Genomic DNA, 17,578 nt, shown 5'->3' with positions numbered 1-17,578 from the left:
GCGCTCATGCCATACGCCACCGCCGACGACGGCGTCCGCCTCTACTACGAAGAGGCCGGATCCGGCAGCCCCGTCGTCTTCGTCCACGAGTTCGCGGGCGACCTGCGGTCCTGGGAACCGCAGCTCCGCCAGTTCGCCCGGCGCCACCATTGCATCGCCTACAACGCCCGTGGCTTCGAGCCGTCGGACGTGCCGGAGAAACCGGCCTCGTATTCCCAGGCCCGTGCCGCCGACGACATCGCCGCCATCCTCGACCATTTCGGCTTCGCAAGCGCGCATATCGTCGGCCTGTCGATGGGCGGCTTCGCGACCCTGCATTTCGGCATCCGCCACCATGACCGCGCCCGGTCGCTCTGCATCGGCGGCTGCGGCTACGGGGCCGAGCCCGGCCAGCGCGACCGGTTCCGCGCCGAGGCCGACGTCATCTCGGCGGCGATCCTGGCGCAGGGGATGGCGAAGTTCGCGGAGACCTACGCCTACGGTCCGTCGCGGGTGCAGTTCGAGAACAAGGACCCGCGCGGGTTCGCCGAGTTCAAGCGCATCCTCGGCGAGCACTCGTCGCTCGGCTCGGCCAACACCCAGATCGGCGTCCAGCGCGAGCGCCCGTCGCTCTACGATCTCGTCGCGGAGATGCGGCGGATCACGGTGCCGACCCTGATCCTGACCGGCGACGAGGACTGGCCCTGCCTGCAGCCGGGCATCCTGATGAAGCAGACGATCCCGAACTCGGCGCTGGCGGTCATCCCCAATGCCGGGCACGCGATCAACCTCGAGGAGCCCGACGCCTACAACCGGCTGGTCGGCGACTTCCTGGCGCAGGTCGAGGCCGGGCGCTGGCCCAGCCGCGATCCGCGCGCCGTCAGCGGCTCGATCACCGGCGTCAAGACCTGATCCGGAGACGCGCCTCCGACATGGCTTGAACCCTTCCGGCGGACGGATTAAATGAGAATCGTTCGCAAATAGCCCGCCGGAAGGGTCCACGGCCATGACCAGCCTCGCCACCGAACGCCTCGACCTGGTGCCGCTCGGCCGAGCGCATCTCGCCGAGTACGCGGCCCTCATCGCCAAGCCCGAGGTCCACCGCTACCTGTCGCAGGCGAAGGCGATCGCGGCCGATCCGGCCGGACAGGCCGAACGCATCGTCGGCATCGCCGAGCAGCAGTGGCGGGACCGCGGCTACGGACCGTTCGCCGTCTTCGCGCGCGGCGACGGCGCCTTCGTCGGCCGCGGCGGTCTCTTCTGGATCGAGCGCCTCCAGGCGGTCGAGATCAACTACATGCTGGATCCCGCCACCTGGGGACGCGGCTACGCCACGGAACTCGCACGGGCCTTCCTCGTTTTCGGCTTCGGCAGGCTCGGGCTCGACCGGATGGTGGCCACCACCAACCCGGAGAACGCCGCCTCCCGCCGCGTCCTGCTCAAGGTCGGAATGACGGCCGACGGGCAGCGCGACTTCGGCACGCACATGGTCGACTTCTTCCGCATCGACCGGTCCGCATGGGAGGGGAAGCGAACATGATCGCGGCCGACCTGTCTCCGGTCCTGCTGGGCGCGCTGGGCAGCCTGGCCGCCGGCCTCGCCACCGCCGTCGGCGCCGCCCCGATCCTCTTCATCGACCCGCCGTCGGAGCGCCGCGAGCGGGTGCTGCTCGGCTTCTCGGCCGGGGTCATGCTCGCGGCCTCGTTCTTCTCGCTCATCATGCCGGGGGTCGAGGTCCTGGAGGCGGGCGGCAACCCGTCGTCCCGGGCGGCCGCGGTGATGGCGATGGCGGTGCTGCTCGGCGCCGGCGGCATCGCCGCGATGAACCGGTTTGCGCCGGTCGATCACCTCGTGATCGGCGAATCCGGCGACCCCCGCGGCATGATCCGCCGGATCTGGCTCTTCGTCATCGCCATCACGCTGCACAACTTCCCCGAGGGCATGGCCGTCGGCGTGAGCTTCGGCACCGGCGACCTCGACCAGGGTCTGGCCACCGCCCTCGGCATCGGCATCCAGAACATGCCGGAGGGGCTGGCCGTCGCCGCCTCGCTGGCGACGCTGGGCTACGGCCGCGGCTGGTCCTTCCTCGGCGCGCTCGCGACCGGGCTGGTCGAGCCCCTGGGCGGGCTTCTCGGCGTGCTCGTGGTCGTCAACGTCGGGTGGCTGCTGCCATGGGGCCTCGGCCTCGCCGGCGGCGCCATGATCTATGTCGTGACGGCCGAGATCATCCCGCTGTCGCAGCGCGAGGACGCCGACGGCCATGCGATCCTCGCCCTGATGGTGGGCCTCGTCGGCATGATGTTCCTCGACATCGCCCTCGGCTAGGGAGCCCGGCCGGCCGGCGATGCAACTCCGAAGGCAACCGTTCGCGATCATCCGGCGTTGTCGGGGCAGCTTCACTGCGACCGACTGGTCCCGAGACGACAAGGAGAGCGAGCGATGCCGATCATCCTCTGGCTGCTGGGCGTGCCCCTCAGCGTCATCCTGCTGCTGATGCTGTTCGGCGTGGTCGGGTTCTAGGGCCGCTGCCGGCGGCCGCCCCCTATTCGAGGACGTTCCACAGCGCGGACAGGTGCCGGTCGAAGTCCGGGGGGCGGCCCGCCAGGGCATTGGACGGGCTCAGCGTCAGTTCGCTGAGATAGATCGCGCCGTCGACGAGGTGCAGATCGACGCGCACGAAATTGAACGGCCGTGCGATCTCCAGCACGAGCTCGACCAGGCGACCGTAGTCGGCGGGCCGCGCCGGCGCGACGGTCGCGTACTCCGCCGGGTCCTGGAAGTCGTGCACCGAGAGGTCGTCGCGCATCCAGGCGACATGGGTGACCGCACCGATGCGCTTGACCGCGTTCACCCCTGCCAGCACGCCGTTGGCGACGGTGAACTCCCAGGTCACGATCGGATCCGGGCCCGACAGGCTGCGCTCCAGGAAGATCCGGCGGGGGATCAGGCTGTACCACCACTCGCCGTCGCCGAAACCGTAGGCGTGGGCCAGCCAGCGCGCGGCCTCCGCCGCGAGCCGGTCGCGCGCGTCCGCCGCGAGCGGAAATCGCACCCGCGCGTTGAACCGGCTGCCGTGATTGGCTTTGAGGAAGTACCAGCCCGGCTCGATCTCGTCGTCGTCGGGCAGGCGCGGCAGGGCAGACCGCCATACGACCTCCGGCAGCAGCACCAGGGGCTTCAGCCGGTCGGGAATGAAATGGCCGTGGTTCAGCTTGTCGCCCGATTCCGGCACCTTGGTCAGCGACAGGAATTTCCGCCAGAACACCTTGTCGGGATAGGTGCGCGGCTCGAGCAGGTCGGGATAGCGGCCGTGGGCGGCGTGGAACCCGTGCATGCCGTTGGCCATGGCATGGAGCAGGTCGAAGCCCGAATAGAAGTCGATGCCGCGCAGGAAGCCCGGCGGCGGCCGGCGGTGGAAGGGCGAGTTCAGGCCGCGCGCAAGCCCGTGGATGGCGTCGGCGGCGGCCACGAACTGCGGCGGCGCCGGGCGGGGGCGATGGATCGAGATGGTCGGGCGGGACATCGCGGCCGCCGAGGCTAGCCGCCTATTCGAGCACGCGCCACAGGCGGGTGCGGAGTTCGTCGACGACCGGTGGCAGCACCGACAGCGCGTTGGCCGGGCTCAGGGTGAACTCGCTGAGATAGATCGCGCCGCCGACGACGTGGAGGTCGACGCGCACGAAGTTGAACGGGCGCGCCAGTTCCAGGACGATGTCGCGCAGCCGCGCCGCGTCGGCGAGGGGCGGCGGGTCGACGATCGCCAGCACCGCCGGGTCCTGGAAGTCGTGCAGCGTGAAGTCGGGGCGCATCCAGGCGACGTTCTTCGCGGTGCCGATGCGGCGGACGGCATTGACCCCGGCAAGGACGCCGTTCACCACGACGAACTCCCAGGTGACGATGGTGGCGCCGCCCGACAGACTGCGCTCCAGGAAGATGCGGCGCGGCACGAGGCCGTACCACCACTCGCCGTCGTCGATGCCGTAGGCGGCGTCGAGCCAGCGGGCCGTGAGCCGGGCCAGGACGGCCCGCTGTCCGGGCGGAAGCGGGAAGCGGACCTGGGCGTTGAAGCGCGAGCCGTGGTTCGCCTTCAGGAAGTACCAGCCCGGTTCGATCTCGTCGTCATCGGGAAGGGAGGGAGTGGCCGAGCGCCACACCACCTCCGGCACCCGCACCACCGGCCGCAGCGCGTCCGAGATCAGCCGGTGATGGGTGAGCTTGTCGCCCGATTCCGGCACCTTCACCTGGCCGAGGAACTTGCGCCAGAAGAGCTTCTCCTGGCAGCGGCGCGGGTCGGCGAGGTCCGGGAAATGGCCGTGGGCCGCCTCGAACCCGCGCATGGCGTTCGCCATCACGTGCAGCAGGTCGTGGCCGGAATAGAAGTCGATGCCCCGGAGGAAGCCGGACGGCGGCCGCCGATGGAAGGGCGAGCCCGGGTCCTTCGAGAGCCGGGCGATCGCCGCGGCGGCGGCCGCGAGATGGCGGGCGGGGGTCCTCGGCCGGTGGATCGAGATGGCGGGGCGCTTGGACATCGCGGCCGCGGAGGCTATTCCCCTCGGGGCCTCCGGGTCCATTTCGATCTCGCGGTGCCGAGGAGCACCGAGACGGGCAGGGGAGCGAGCAGCCGCTCGACCGGGAGACCGGCCGCAGCGGCGCTCCAGCGCCGCGTCCCCAGGACATCGAGCCAGTCCGTCGGCCCGTCCGGCAGCGGCAGCATCAGGCCGGCCGGCAGGGCGGGTGCGATCGCAAGCGCGGCGCCGGGCGGCGGCCGGAACGATCCGGGCCGCACCGGCACCAGGACCGCCAGGGTCCGCGCGCGGCCGTGGCGCAGGAACCCGAGCAGACCGCGATCCTCGGGCAGCGGCAGCGCTTCGTACCGGCCGTGCCGGAACAGGTCGGGCTCCTGTCGGCGCAGGCGGAGCAGGCGTGCCAGGATCGCCTGCTTGACCCGGCCGTCGCGCCATCGGGGGAGCAGCACGGCCGGGTCGGCCTCGCCGGCGAGCGCCGTTGCCCGGGCCGGGTAGTCGACCGCACGGCGATTGTCCGGATCGACGAGGCTGAAGTCCCAGAACTCGCTACCCTGGTAGGTGTCGGGCGCGCCCGGCACGGTCAGCCGCAGCACCAGCTGCGCCAGCCCGGCGACGGCGCCGGCGGGCGCGATGCGGTCGACGAACCGGGCGAGGCTCCGGCGGCGCCACGGGTCGCCCAACAGGTCGTCGAGATGCGTCCGTGCCGCCGCCTCGTAGGCGGGATCCGGAACCGTCCACTCGGTCCGCAGCTTGGCCTCGCGCAGGGCCTTTGTCTGCCATGCCGCCACCCGCTCGGCGAAGCGCGCCACGGCCGGGGCGTCCTCGGGATCGAGGTCGAGCGGCCAGGCGCCGACCAGCGTCTGGCACAGCATCGCCGCATCGCCCCGGCTCGGGTCGCTGCCCGCGGGAAGCCAGTCGGCGAGCGCCGCCCTCCAGGCTGCGGGCATGGACGCGACGACGGACAGGCGGGCCCGCACGTCCTCGCCCCGTTTGTGGTCGTGCGTCGCGGTCGCCAGCATCGCCGCCGGCAGGGTCCGCGCGCGTGCGGCCTGGGCGGCATGGAACTCGGCCGGCCGGCGGGCGAAGCAGGCCGGATCCGCACCGACCTCGTTGCGCGAAAGCAGGCGCCCAAAGCGGTAGAAGGCGGTGTCCTCGACGGACTTCGCCGCCAGCGGCGCCGTCAGCTGCTGGAAGCGGCGGATCGCCACTGCGACCGGTCCCGCCGTCGCGGGCGTCGCGGCCCCGCCGCCGAGCCAGCGGCCGATGCCGTCGAGGACGGTGCGATCGGCGGGGGCGAGCTCGGTCGCGGCACCGGCCGCCGCAAGGCGGTAGAGGCGGTCGTCGGAGGCCGAGCGGCCGGTCGCGGTGGCGTAGGTGCGATAGACCGGAAAATGGATTGCGAGCGCGGCGACGCAGCGGCCGATCGCCGCCCGCGTCCAGTCGCGGGTCGCGGGCTCGAGACGGGCGAGGCGATGGAGCGCGGCTGCCGCGCGGTCGAGCTGGGCCGCGAAGGATCGCGCCAGCATCTCCCGCCGTGCGGTCCGCTCCTCGGTCCGGAAGTCTGCCGGCCGGCCGGACAGTTCGGCCCAGTCCGCCGCCATCGCGGCGGCCGCGGCCGGGTCGTGCAGCAGGGCGCCGACCTCGTCCATGAAGTCGTACCCCGTCGTCCCGTCGACATCCCAGTCCTCGGGCAGGGTCTCGTCCGCCGCCAGGATCTTTTCGACCAGCAGCCAGGCCGGCCCGGCGGGAGCCTCCGGCGGGCGCATCGGCGCCAGCCGGCGCAGCGCCTGCCGCAGTCGCCGGCAATAGGCGGCGGGATCGGCGAGGCCGTCGATATGGTCGACGCGCACGCCGTCGACCAGTCCTTCGCGATAGAGCCGGAGCACGGTGGCATGGGTCAGCGCGAAGACCGGTTCGTCCTCGACCCGGACGGAGACGAGCTCCCCGATGTCGAAGAAGCGCCGCCAGTTGACCTCGTCGCCGGCCGTGCGCCACCAGGCGAGCCGGTAGTGCTGGCGCTCCAGGAGGCGATGCAGGCGCCTGCGCCCGTCGGCGTCGGTCGGGTCGAAGGCGCGGGGCGGGGCGGCGTCGAGGGTGGCGCGGTCTTCCGGGCGGATGGGAAAGGGGGTGTCGTGGTGGCGGACGACCCAGCCGTGGCGCGCGTCGGGTGCGAGCGCGAGCAGGCCCCCGGCCAGCGCCTCGCCATAGGGCCGGTCGAGGAAGGGGCACAGCACCCGCCCGACGAGCGCCGGATCGGCCGGTTTCCAGTCGATGTCGAAGACCGGCGCCCAGCGGCTGGAGGGGCCGTTCGCCAGCACGTCCTGCCACCAGGGATTGTCGGGGCCGACGGCCATGTGGTTCGGGACGATGTCGAGCAGGATGCCGAGGCCGGCCCGGCGCGCCGCGGCGACCAGCTGGCGCAACCCATGCTCGCCGCCCAGTTCGTCCGAAACCCGGGTCGGGTCGACGACGTCGTAGCCGTGTGCCGAGCCGGGTCGCGCCGCCAGCACCGGCGACAGGTAGAGGTGGGTGATGCCGAGCCGGGCGAGGTAGGGAACGATCGCGGCGGCGTCGGCGAAGGCGAACTCGGCGTGGAGCTGCAGGCGATAGGTGGCCGGCGCCGGCGTCATCGCTCGCGCGCCTCGCGCACCGCCCGCAACCGGTCCGCGGCGGGCGCCTGGGCCAGCAGGTCCTCCGCCGGGGCCGCCAGCCGGCGTCGCCAGTTCGGATGCTCGTCGACCGTGCCCGGCAGGTTCGGCTGGTCGGGCAGACCCAGCACGTCCTCGATCGGCAGCAGCGCGAGGCGGCTGCGGCTGCGGGCGACATGTCGAAGCGCGGCATCGACGACGGCCGCGGTCTCCCTCGGCGCGCTTCCGTGCGCCGACCCCGAGGCGCGGAACGCTCGCCACAGGTCGCGGCGGTCGCGGGTCCGGCGACCGGGCTCGGTCGGGTCCGCGGCCGGGCCGGCGATTTCCTGGCGCAGCCGGATGTCCTCGCCCCGCCACCAGCCGGCGACCGTCGGCAGGTCGTGGGTCGTGGTCATGGCCACGGCCTCTTCTGCCCAGGCGTCGGGGGGACGGAATCCCGCGTCGTCGCGCTCGAACCACAGCACGCGCATGCCTTGGACGCCGCGCTCGTCGAGCCGCGCCCGGAAGGCGGGGTCGACGGTGCCGAGGTCCTCGCCGACGACGACGGCGCGGTGCCGCCAGGATTCGAGGGCAACCAGCCGCAGCAGGTCGTCGACCGGATAGGTGACGTAGGCGCCCTCGACGGCATCGGCGCCGTCGGGAATGACCCACAGGCGCTCCAGGCCCATCACATGGTCGATGCGGATGCCGCCGGCGTCGGCCATGGCCGCGCGCAGCGTCGCCAGGAACGGGGCGAAGCCTCCGGCCGTCAGGGCCGGCGGGGAAAAGGTGGTGAGCCCCCAGTTCTGGCCGAAGCCGTTGATGAGGTCGGGCGGAGCGCCGACCGCGAGGCCGGTCATGATGTCGGCGGGCCGGCTCCAGGCGTGGCTGCCGTCGCCGTCCATGCCGACCGCGAGGTCGGCGACGAGACCGATCGCCATGCCGGCGGCGTGCGCGCGCGCCTGGGCCGCCGACCGGGAGCGATGGGCGATCCATTGCAGGAAGGCGTGGAAGGTCACCTCGCGGGCGTTCCCGGCCGCGAAGGCCGCGACCGCCGGGCTGCGGGCATCGCGCAGCGGTTCGGCCCAGCGCCGCCAGCTCCAGGCGCCACCGCTCGCGACCTGGGCCGCGTGCAGCGCCTCGAAGCGCGCGTGGTCGTCGAGCGCCGGTCCGGCCGCCGCCCGGAACGCCCGAAAGTCCTCGGGCTCGCCGGGCAGGGCGTCGAAGAGCGCGCGCATCCAGGCGAGCTTGCGCGCCCCGGCCTCGCCCCAGTCGATGAGCGGGCTGGCCGGCGTCGGCGGTGCGGACGCCGCCGCGCCGGCTCCGAGCACGACGCCGGGGTCGCCATGCAGCACGTTGAGAAAGAGGCGGCTCGACGGGCTGTAGGGTCCCGCGCGCGCGGGCGCGGCGGCGAAGAGGGCATGCACCGGGCTCAGCGCCAGGGCATCGGCGCCGGCGGCGGCCGCCGCCGCCGCCAGCGCGCCGGCTGCGCCGAAGCCGCCGATGCCGCCGTCGCCCGGACGCGGCAATGCATAGAGCTGCGCGGTCAGACCCCAAGGGTGCCGTCGCGTGGTGGCGTTGGCGACGCCGAAGCAGCGGACCGGGGCGACGGCGATCGCCACCTCGCGACCGTCGGCCAGGAACCGGTGGTAGCCGGGGGCGACGATCGCCGGCAGTTCGCGGCCGCCATCGACCGCGTCGCGGACCGTGGCGTCGCGCCGCTCGCCGCCCTCGTTGACCAGGATGCCGCGCGTCCCGACCGGCAGGTCGCGGCCGACGGCGATCGGACGGCCGGCATCGGCGGTGACGAGCGCCGGGGTACGGTCGTCCGCGGCCACGGCGTCGAGGGCGGCGAGCGCGTCGTCGACCATGGCATCGGTGTCGGCGGGGAGCGCGAAGGCGGCGAGGATGCGGCGCAGGGTTTCCGGAGCGACCACCTGCGGCTGGCCGCGGTAGTCGACCCACTCGATCCGGATGCCGGCCCGGCGGGCCAGCCTGCGCAGTGCGGCATCGCTCATCCGGGAGCTGCGAGGAAGGCCGCCGCGGCGCGGCCGACGAGCCGCCCGCCGCGGACGTCCGCCGGATCGGCCCCGCGGGTCGCGTGAATCAGCCGGCCGTCCGGCGGCGCCATCCGGGCGAGGTCCGGGCCGAGATTGGCCGCGATGGTCAACCGGCTGCCGTCGCCGAGCCGCCAGCGGGCGACCACGGCCGCCGGCCCGACCGCCGCGGCGCCGAGCGAGGCGGTGCCGTCCAGCCGAGGCACGATCTCCCGGGCGCGGATCGCCAGGAGTTCGCGGTAGAGGGCGTGCCGTCCCGGGCCGAGGTGCGGATCCGGCGCCGGGATCGAGGCGAGGAACGTCGCCTCGGCGTTGGGGTCGGGGATGAACTCGCGCCCCGCCGGGTCGGCGAACGCGGGAAAGGCGGCGAACTCGCGCCGCCGTCCCTCGCGGACTGCCGCGTCGAGCGGCGGGCGGTGGTCGGTGAAGTAGAGGAAGGGCGTCCGGCTGGCATCCTCCTCGCCCATGAAGATCAGCGGAATCTGCGGGGCGAGGAGCTGCAGCGCGATCGCGGCCTCGAGCGCCGCCGCGTCGGCCAGGGCCGTGAGCCGTTCGCCGAAGGCGCGATTGCCGATCTGGTCGTGGTTCTGCAGGAAGAGGACGAAGGCGGTCGGCGGCAGGTCGGTGCTCGGGGTGCCGCGCGGGCGCCCGCCGCGATAGGCGGACGCTTCGCCCTGGTAGACGAAGCCCTCGGCGAGGCAGCGGGCGAGGCGCGCCGCGGCGCCCTCGGCATAGTCGGAATAGTAGCCGTGCCGCTCGCCGGTCAGCAGCGTGTGCAGGGCGTGGTGGCCATCGTCGTTCCACTGCGCGTCGTAGCCCCGGCGCAGGTGTAGCGCCTCGTTCCCGTCATGCTCCAGGACGAGATGGATCTGGCGTCCGGGCGGCAGCGAGCGGCGCAGCATGGCGGCCGTCTCGTCGAGCCATGTCGGGTCGCCGATCGCCTGCGCCGCGTCGAATCGCAGCCCGTCGAAGCGGTACTCGCCGAGCCAGTAGAGCGCGTTCTCCGCGAAGAAGCGGCGGACGGGCGGCTGCCGGAAGTCGAGCGCCTGGCCCCAGGCGGTCGTCCCGTCCCCGCGGAAGAACTGCGGGGCATAGCGGCCGAGGAAATTCCCGTCCGGGCCGAAATGGTTGTAGACGACGTCGAGCAGGATCGAGAGCCCGTGCCCGTGGGTGGCGTCGACCAGCGCCTTGAGCTCGTCCGGGGTCCCGTAGGTCGCGTCGGGCGCGTAGGGCAGGACTCCGTCATAGCCCCAGTTGCGGCGACCCGGGAACTCGTTGACCGGCATCAGTTCGATCGCCGTGACGCCCAGGTCGGCCAGACGCGGGAGCATCGCCTCGACGCCGGCGAAGCCGCCGCAGGCGCCGACGTGAAGCTCGTAGAGCACCGTCTCGCTCCACGGCCGGCCGCGCCATTCCGACCAGCGCCAGCGATAGGCACCGTGGTCCACCACCATGCTGGGGCCGAACGCATCCTCGGGCTGGAAGCGGGAGGCAGGGTCCGGCACCTCCAGCCCGTCGTCCAGACGGAAGCGATAGAGGGCGCCGGGGCCGCAGGCGGCGTCGACGGTGAACCAGCCGTCCCCGTCCGGCCGCATGGCCAGGACGAGGCGATCGTCGACCAGGAGCGACACCGCCTCCTGCGCCGGCGCCCAGAGGCGGAAGCGGGTGCGCCCATCGCCCACGGGACGGGGGCCGAACGAGAGGGGCGGCGGCGCCTGGTTCATGCGACGGCCAGGACGAGCACGGCGGAATGGCCCGCGACCGGGAGTTCGCGGCCCTCGGACCGGTATTCCTCGAGGTCTTCGGTGGCGGTGTCGAGGAGGACGAGGGAAGGGAGCACCGGTTCCGGCAATCGGAACGTCCGGTCGTCGTCCCCCGGATTCAAGGCCAGGGTCAGGATCTCCACCCGGCCGTCGTCGCGCCGGCCGGCGCGACGCAGGACCAGCGTGCGCGAATCCGGGTCGTTCCAGGCGTCCTCCGTCATCGCCGTGCCCTCGTCGTCGAACCACGCAATGTCGAGGACCCCCGGCAGCGGCTCTTCGCGGCCATGCAGGAAGTTGCGGCAGCGCAGCAGGGGGTGGTCGCGGCGAAGCTCCGTCAGCCGCACCACGAACGCCGTCAGCGCGGCATTCCCGGGCTCCGCCGCCGCCGCCCAGTCGACCCAGGAGGTCTCGTTGTCCTGGCAATAGGCGTTGTTGTTGCCGCCCTGCGTCCGGCCGAGTTCGTCCCCCGCCAGCAGCATCGGCGTACCGTGCGCCAGCATCACCGTCGCCAGCAGCGACCGGCGGACGCGCGCCCGGATACCCTCGACGTCCGGATCGTCCGTCGGCCCCTCGACACCCCAGTTGGCCGAGCAGTTCTCGCCGTGGCCGTCGCGATTGTCCTCGCCGTTGGCGTCGTTGTGGCGCTCCGCATAGGCGACGATGTCGGCGAGGGTGAAGCCGTCGTGGGAGGCGGCGTAGTTGACCGAGGCCCACGGCCGCCGCCCGTCATGGTCGAAGATGTCGCCGGAGCCGGCGAGCCGGGCCGCGATCTCGGGCCGCTGGCCGCCGTCGCCGCGCCAGAAGCGGCGCACCCCGTCGCGGAACCGGTCGTTCCACTCCGCGAACCCGACGGGATGGCGACCGAGCTGATAGCCGCCCGGGCCGATGTCCCAGGGCTCGGAGATCAGCTTCACGCTGGCGAGCGTCGGGTCCTGGCGCAGGGCGTCGAAGAAGCCGGACCCGGGGTCGAAGCCGTAGCTCTCCCGTCCCAGCGTCACGCCGAGATCGAAACGGAACCCGTCGACATGGTACGAGCGGACCCAGTGCCGCAGGGAGTCCATGACGAGCTGCAGCACCCGGGGATGGGACAGGTTCACCGTGTTGCCCGTCCCGGTATCGTTGATCGCATGGCGCAGGTCGTCCGGCAACAGCCGGTAGTAGCTCGCGTTGTCGAGGCCGCGGAACGAGAGGGTCGGACCGAGTTCGCTGCCTTCGGCGGTGTGGTTGTAGACGACGTCGAGGATGACCTCGATGCCGGCGGCATGGAGCCGGCGGACCGCGATCCGAAGCTCGTTGCCGGACCCGGAGGAGAGGTAGGCGGGCTCGGGGGCGAAGAAGCCGAGCGTGTTGTAGCCCCAGAAGTTCCGCAGCCCCTTCTCGACCAGGTAGCGGTCCTGCACGAAGGCATGCACGGGCAGCAGCTCGACCGCGGTGACGCCGAGGCGGCGGAGGTGATCGATGACCGCCGGGTTGGCCAGCGCCGCGAAGGTGCCGCGCTCGTGGCTGCGGATGTCCGGATGCAGCCGGGTCAGACCGCGGACATGCGCCTCGTAGATCACCGTGTCGGACCAGGGGGTCGCCGGCGGCTGGTCGTTGCCCCAGTTGAAGGCGTCGTCCTCCACGACGGCCTTCGGCATGGCGGCGGCGCTGTCGCGGCGGTCGAAGGAGAGGTCGTGTCGGTTGGAGCCGAGTCGATAGCCGTAGAGCGCATCCGTCCAGCGCACCTCGCCAGCGATGTGCCGGGCATAGGGATCGAGCAGCAGCTTGTGGTGGTTGAAGCGATGGCCGCGGTGCGGCTCGTAGGGACCGTAGGCGCGATAGCCGTAGAGCTGTCCGACGGTGGCGCCCGGCAGGTAGCCGTGCCAGACGCCGTCGGTGCGTTCCGGCAGCGTCATCCGGGCGACCTCCCGCCGGCCGGTCGGCTCGAAGAGGCAGAGGTCGATGCGCTCCGCGTGGTCCGAGAAGACGGCGAAATTGACCCCGAGCCCGTCCCAGTTGGCGCCGAGCGGGTAGGGGTTGCCGGGATGCAGGCGGTCGACCACGCGTCAGTCCCCCACGGCGACGAGATAGAGGGCGGCGAGGGGCGGCAGGGTGAGAACCAGCGAATCCCCGTATCCGTGCGCCGCCACCGGCTCGGTCCGGGCCCCCCCCTGGTTGCCGGCGCCCGAGCCGCCGTATGCCTGGGCGTCGGTGTTGAGGATCTCGCGCCAGGTGCCCGCCGCCGGCGCGCCGACCCGGTATCCGTGGCGCGGGACGGGCGTCATGTTGCAGATGGCGAGCACGGGCCGGGCATCCTCGGCGAGCCGGAGGAAGGCGAAGACGGAGTTCGCGCGATCGTCGCCGACCACCCAGCGGAAGCCGTCGGGGCTGCCGTCCCGCCGGTGCAGACCGGCATGCTCCCGGTAGAGCCGGTTGAGGTCGGCGAGGAGGCGGCCGACGCCGCCATGCAGCGGATCCCGGGCGAGGTGGCGGTCGAGCGCGGCGTCGTGGTCCCACTCGCGTTCCTGGGCGTGCTCGGCGCCCATGAAGACCAGCTTCTTGCCGGGATGGGCCCACATGAAGGCGTAGTAGGCGCGCAGATTGGCGAAGCGCTGCCAGCGGTCGCCCGGCATGCGCCCGAGGAGCGAACCTTTGCCGTGGACGACCTCGTCGTGCGACAGCGGCAGCAGGAAACGCTCGGAGAAGGCGTAGACGAGGCCGAAGGTCATCTCGTCGTGGTGGAACCCGCGGTGGACCGGGTCGCGCGCCATGTAGTGGAGCGTGTCATGCATCCACCCCATGTTCCACTTGTACGAGAAGCCGAGCCCACCCTCCGCGATGGGACGGGTGACGCCGGGCCAGGCGGTCGATTCCTCGGCGATCATGATCGCGCCTGGACAGCGTTCGGCGACGACGGCGTTGAGATGGCGCAGGAAGCCGATGGCCTCCAGGTTCTCGCGCCCGCCATGGATGTTGGGCACCCACTCGTCGGCGCGACGGCTGTAGTCGCGATAGAGCATCGAGGCGACGGCGTCGACGCGCAGGCCGTCGAGGTGGAACTGCTCCAGCCAGTGGACGGCGCTAGCGATCAGGAGCCCCTGCACCTCGTCCCGTCCGAAATTGTAGATCAGCGTGTTCCAGTCCTGGTGGAAGCCCTGGCGCGGGTCCTCGTGTTCGTAGAGCGCCGTGCCGTCGAAGCGGACGAGGCCGTGCGGGTCGGTCGGGAAATGCGCCGGCACCCAGTCGACGATGACCCCGATCCCGGCGCCGTGGCAGGCGTCGACGAAGCGTCGCAGCCCGTCCGGTTCGCCGAGCCGCGCGGTCGGGGCGAAGAGGGCGAGCGGCTGGTAGCCCCAGGAGCCGCCGAACGGATGCTCGGCCACCGGCAAGAGCTCGACATGGGTGAAGCCGAGGCCGCGGACATGGGGGACGAGATGGCGCGCGAGCGCGTCCCAGGACGGCGCGTCCAGGCCGGCGAGCCAGGACGGGGCATGGAACTCGTAGATCGAGATCGGCGCGTCCGGCGCCTGGCGGGCGGCGCGGCCGGCCATCCAGTCGCGGTCGGTCCAGGCGTGCGTTCCGCCGCCGTCGACGATGCTGGCGGTGGCCGGCGGCGGTTCGCTGCGGGTGGCCAGGGGGTCGGCCTTGAGCGGCAGCGGCCGGCCGTCCCGCGCGGTGATGGCGTACTTGTAGCGTTCGCCCGCGGCGAGGCGCGGCACGAAGATCTCCCAGACGCCGCTGCCGTGGCGCAGGCGCATGCCGTGCCGGCGCCCGTCCCAGGCATTGAAGTCGCCGACGACCGCGACGCGGGCCGCGTTCGGCGCCCAGACGGCGAAGCGCACGCCGGGCACGCCGCCGATCGACATCGGCCGGCTGCCGAGCGCATGGGCGAGGTCGAAGTGCCGGCCCTCGCCGATGAGATGCAGGTCGAGGTCGCCGAGCAGCGGCCCGAAGGCATAGGGGTCCTCGGCCTCCTGCACCGCCCCCGGCCAGCGGATGCGTAGCCGGTATGGGCCGGTGACGGGGCCGGCGAACAGACCCGGCGGCTTGAGCCCGGCGAGTTCGACCGTTCCCGTCTCCGTCACCGCCTCGACCGCGCAGGCGCCGGGCAGGAAGGCGCGCACGATGCCGTCGTGCGGGCCCAGCACCGCGAACGGGTCGGACAGCGTCGCCCCGGCGAGCGCCGCGGCCGTCGCGTGGTCGAGCGGTGCGGCGCCGTCAGCCATGGCCGTCTTCCGCGAGCCGCCGGGCGATGGCGAGGAGCCCGGTCGCCGGGACGTCGATCCAGGTCGGCCGGTTGGCCGCCTCGTAGGTGATCTCGTAGGCGGCCTTTTCGATCAGGAAGGCGTCGAGGAGCCGCGGGTCGAGCATTGCGCCCGCCCGTTCGCCGTAGCCGGCGAGGAACGCCCGGGCGCAGCCGTCGCGGAACCGGTGCAGCAGCACCGGTGCATCGGGGCCGGTCGCCGGCGGCTGGCGCCGTTCGATGCTGGCGGCGGCATAGTCGAAGGATCGCAGCATTCCCGCGACGTCGCGCAGCGCACTCGTCGGCCGCCGGCGGTCGTCGAGGGAACGGGCCGGCTCGCCTTCGAAATCGATCAGGACGGCGTCGCCGTTCGCAACCAGGACCTGGCCGAGGTGGAAGTCGCCATGGATGCGGATGGTCGGATGTCCGATGCCGGCGGTGGCGAGCGCCTGGAGCCCGCGGTCGAGGACCGGGCGCAGGCGACGCAGTTCGCCGGCCGCTTCGCCGACGTCGACCAGCGCCGCGATGGCGGCGTCGAGACCGGCTGCGGCACGGGCGAGCCAGCCCGCCGCCTCGTCGGCCGAGGCCGTGCCGGGGGTGAACGCCGGGTCGTCGCCCGGCCGGGCCAGGAGGGCGTGCATGTCGCCGAGGCGCCGTCCGATCGTGCCGGCGAAGGCAATGCAGGTCGCGAGGTTTTCCGGCACCTCGGCCGCCGCGGGGCCGGCGATCCCGGCCGGCTCGTCGGCGGCGCGGCCGAGCAGATCGAGCATCCAGGTCCAGGCGTCGCCCTGGTTGCGCACGAACCCCTGCAGGATCGCCAGCGTCGAGCTTTCGCCGCCCGCCTCCTCCAGCACCACCTCGCCCAGCAGCGGCGCGGCGTTGGCATAGCCCCAGCGGGTCAGGTGGCGTCCCATCTCGGCTTCCGGGTGGATGCCGGGCGAGACGCGCCGGAACAGCTTCAGCATCGCCTGGTCGCCGACCAGGAGGGAGCTGTTCGACTGTTCGGCTGCGACCCAGTCGATCTCGGCATCGGCCGGGATGTCGAGCTCGCGCAGCCGCTCGGTGGCGCGGAAGCGCACGGTGCCGCCGGCCAGGGGCAGGGCCGCGTCGGCGGCGATCGCGGCAATGACGTCGCGGGCGAATTCCGGCAGGACGAAGGCGTCGGTCAGGAGGCCGACGGTGCGGCCGCGGCGCACGCGCGCCAGCGCCAGCCCGCCCGACAGGGCGGTGCCCGGCTCGGCCTCCCATTGGATGGCGAGCGGCAGCGACCATCGCGCCGGTCCGTCCGGTCCCTCGGTCTCGACCAGGGTCAGCACCGTCTCCCGCGCCGACGGGAACGGCAGGATGGCCGCCAGGCGCACGGCCGCGGGCGCCCGGTCCTTGGCGCCGAACCAGCGCCGCATCCGCAGGTAGGCGGGCAGGACCTCCTGCTGCAGGAGGTCGCGCACGGTACCCGCGAGGGAGGGGGCGATGCCGTCGCGCAGGACCAGCGTCCGGTACTCCGGCAATGGCTCGGGCGCGGGCACATGCCAGCTCGGCCGATCCGCCTCGGTCGTCAGGATGAACCAGTAGAACCCGTAGGGCGGCAGCGTCAGCAGGTAGGGCAGGGTGCCGATCGGCGGGAAGACGGAGCCGGCACTGAGCTCGACCGGCACCCGCCCGGCGAACTCCGAGAGGTCGAGCTCGACGGCCTGCGGGGCGCGCGAGACGTTGGCGACGCAGAGCACCGTCCCGCCCTCGTCGAGGCGGAGATAGGCCAGGACCTTGCGGTTGCGAGGGTAGAGGAAGGCGAGGCGGCCGCGGCCGAACACCGGGTGCTGGCCGCGCACCGCGAGCATCCGCCGCATCCAGTTGAGGAGCGAGTGCGGGTCGCGGCGCTGCGCCTCGACATTGACCGCCTCGTAGCCGTAGAGCGGGTCCATGATCGCCGGCAGGACCAGCGATGCGGGGTCGGCACGGGAGAATCCGCCGTTGCGGTCGGGCGACCATTGCATCGGCGTCCGCACCCCGTCGCGGTCGCCGAGGTGGATGTTGTCACCCATGCCGATCTCGTCGCCGTAGTAGATCACCGGCGTTCCCGGCATCGACAGCAGCAGGCAGTTCATCAGTTCGATCCGCCGGCGGTCGCGCTCCATCAGGGGGGCGAGGCGGCGGCGGATGCCGAGGTTGATCCGCGCGCGCCGGTCGGCGGCGTAGGTCTGCCAGAGATAGTCGCGCTCGGAATCGGTCACCATCTCGAGCGTCAGCTCGTCGTGGTTCCGCAGGAAGATGGCCCACTGGCAGTTGGCCGGGATCTCGGGGGTCTGGCGGAGGATGTCGGTGATCGGGAAGCGGTCCTCGCGCGCCAGCGCCATGTACATGCGCGGCATCAGCGGGAAGTGGAACGCCATGTGGCATTCGTCGC

The 17,578-nt window shown here is 72.8% G+C and carries 12 protein-coding genes; 4 read left to right on the top strand and 8 right to left on the bottom strand.

The annotated features are described in order from the left end of the window. Window positions 1–6 precede the first annotated feature (6 nt). The 4 genes from ACE3Q3_RS11120 (at window position 7) to ACE3Q3_RS11105 (ending at window position 2,499) form a co-directional block, all read left to right on the top strand. Window positions 7–891 (top strand): alpha/beta fold hydrolase, encoded by an 885-nt coding sequence (locus tag ACE3Q3_RS11120; RefSeq protein WP_374445808.1) that lies wholly within the window; start codon window positions 7–9, stop codon window positions 889–891. 94 nt (window positions 892–985) lie between these two features. Then, window positions 986–1,519, top strand: a complete 534-nt coding sequence (locus ACE3Q3_RS11115; protein WP_374445804.1) for a GNAT family N-acetyltransferase — start codon at window positions 986–988, stop codon at window positions 1,517–1,519. Continuing rightward, complete coding sequence (locus tag ACE3Q3_RS11110) at window positions 1,516–2,304, top strand: ZIP family metal transporter (protein WP_374445801.1); 789 nt, start codon at window positions 1,516–1,518, stop codon at window positions 2,302–2,304. Before ACE3Q3_RS11115 ends, ACE3Q3_RS11110 begins: the two co-directional genes overlap by 4 nt. Window positions 2,305–2,361: 57 nt before the next feature. Further along, entirely contained in the window at window positions 2,362–2,499 is a 138-nt protein-coding gene (locus ACE3Q3_RS11105; protein WP_374445798.1) for a hypothetical protein, read from the top strand. Window positions 2,500–2,521: 22 nt separating this feature from the next. On the opposite strand, the gene ACE3Q3_RS11100 is transcribed toward ACE3Q3_RS11105, so the two are convergent. The 8 genes from ACE3Q3_RS11100 to ACE3Q3_RS11065 all read right to left on the bottom strand — a co-directional run. Continuing rightward, on the bottom strand, window positions 2,522–3,502 hold the full coding sequence (locus tag ACE3Q3_RS11100; RefSeq protein ID WP_374445796.1) for a hypothetical protein: 981 nt from the start codon (window positions 3,500–3,502) through the stop codon (window positions 2,522–2,524). 22 nt (window positions 3,503–3,524) lie between these two features. Next, the gene (locus tag ACE3Q3_RS11095; RefSeq protein ID WP_374445794.1) at window positions 3,525–4,508 is read right to left on the bottom strand and encodes a hypothetical protein; all 984 of its coding nucleotides are present in this window, start codon (window positions 4,506–4,508) and stop codon (window positions 3,525–3,527) included. Window positions 4,509–4,522: 14 nt separating this feature from the next. Next, window positions 4,523–7,135 carry a malto-oligosyltrehalose synthase gene (gene treY, locus ACE3Q3_RS11090; protein WP_374445792.1) on the bottom strand — a complete coding sequence of 871 codons (2,613 nt, stop codon included), beginning with the start codon at window positions 7,133–7,135 and terminating at the stop codon, window positions 4,523–4,525. After that, window positions 7,132–9,150, bottom strand: a complete 2,019-nt coding sequence (gene malQ / locus ACE3Q3_RS11085; RefSeq protein WP_374445789.1) for a 4-alpha-glucanotransferase — start codon at window positions 9,148–9,150, stop codon at window positions 7,132–7,134. The genes treY and malQ overlap by 4 nt, the downstream gene beginning before the upstream one ends. Then, window positions 9,147–10,913 (bottom strand): malto-oligosyltrehalose trehalohydrolase, encoded by a 1,767-nt coding sequence (gene treZ, locus ACE3Q3_RS11080; RefSeq protein ID WP_374445787.1) that lies wholly within the window; start codon window positions 10,911–10,913, stop codon window positions 9,147–9,149. The genes malQ and treZ overlap by 4 nt, the downstream gene beginning before the upstream one ends. Further along, the gene (gene glgX / locus ACE3Q3_RS11075) at window positions 10,910–12,994 is read right to left on the bottom strand and encodes a glycogen debranching protein GlgX (RefSeq protein WP_374445783.1); all 2,085 of its coding nucleotides are present in this window, start codon (window positions 12,992–12,994) and stop codon (window positions 10,910–10,912) included. The genes treZ and glgX overlap by 4 nt, the downstream gene beginning before the upstream one ends. Before the next feature lie 3 nt (window positions 12,995–12,997). Beyond that, window positions 12,998–15,157, bottom strand: a complete 2,160-nt coding sequence (gene glgB, locus ACE3Q3_RS11070; protein ID WP_374445781.1) for a 1,4-alpha-glucan branching protein GlgB — start codon at window positions 15,155–15,157, stop codon at window positions 12,998–13,000. Continuing rightward, on the bottom strand, window positions 15,150–17,578 hold a 2,429-nt coding region (locus ACE3Q3_RS11065), incomplete at its 5' end, for a putative maltokinase (RefSeq protein ID WP_374445779.1). The genes glgB and ACE3Q3_RS11065, both read right to left, overlap by 8 nt.

The sequence above is a fragment of the Allostella sp. genome (genome assembly GCF_041913585.1).
In the GTDB taxonomy this organism is placed as follows: Bacteria; Pseudomonadota; Alphaproteobacteria; order ATCC43930; family Allostellaceae; genus Allostella.
The sequence above is the reverse complement of the archived record's forward strand: the minus strand, read 5'-3'. Positions and strand labels throughout refer to the sequence as shown.

Excerpts from the sequence above, each read along its gene's own strand:
- ACE3Q3_RS11120 (WP_374445808.1), top strand. The coding sequence starts at position 7 with ATGCCATACGCCACCGCCGACGACGGCGTCCGCCTCTACTACGAAGAG.
- ACE3Q3_RS11115 (WP_374445804.1), top strand. The coding sequence starts at position 986 with ATGACCAGCCTCGCCACCGAACGCCTCGACCTGGTGCCGCTCGGCCGA.
- ACE3Q3_RS11110 (WP_374445801.1), top strand. The coding sequence starts at position 1,516 with ATGATCGCGGCCGACCTGTCTCCGGTCCTGCTGGGCGCGCTGGGCAGC.
- ACE3Q3_RS11100 (WP_374445796.1), bottom strand. The coding sequence starts at position 3,502 with ATGTCCCGCCCGACCATCTCGATCCATCGCCCCCGCCCGGCGCCGCCG.
- ACE3Q3_RS11095 (WP_374445794.1), bottom strand. The coding sequence starts at position 4,508 with ATGTCCAAGCGCCCCGCCATCTCGATCCACCGGCCGAGGACCCCCGCC.
- treY (WP_374445792.1), bottom strand. The coding sequence starts at position 7,135 with ATGACGCCGGCGCCGGCCACCTATCGCCTGCAGCTCCACGCCGAGTTC.
- malQ (WP_374445789.1), bottom strand. The coding sequence starts at position 9,150 with ATGAGCGATGCCGCACTGCGCAGGCTGGCCCGCCGGGCCGGCATCCGG.
- treZ (WP_374445787.1), bottom strand. The coding sequence starts at position 10,913 with ATGAACCAGGCGCCGCCGCCCCTCTCGTTCGGCCCCCGTCCCGTGGGC.
- glgB (WP_374445781.1), bottom strand. The coding sequence starts at position 15,157 with ATGGCTGACGGCGCCGCACCGCTCGACCACGCGACGGCCGCGGCGCTC.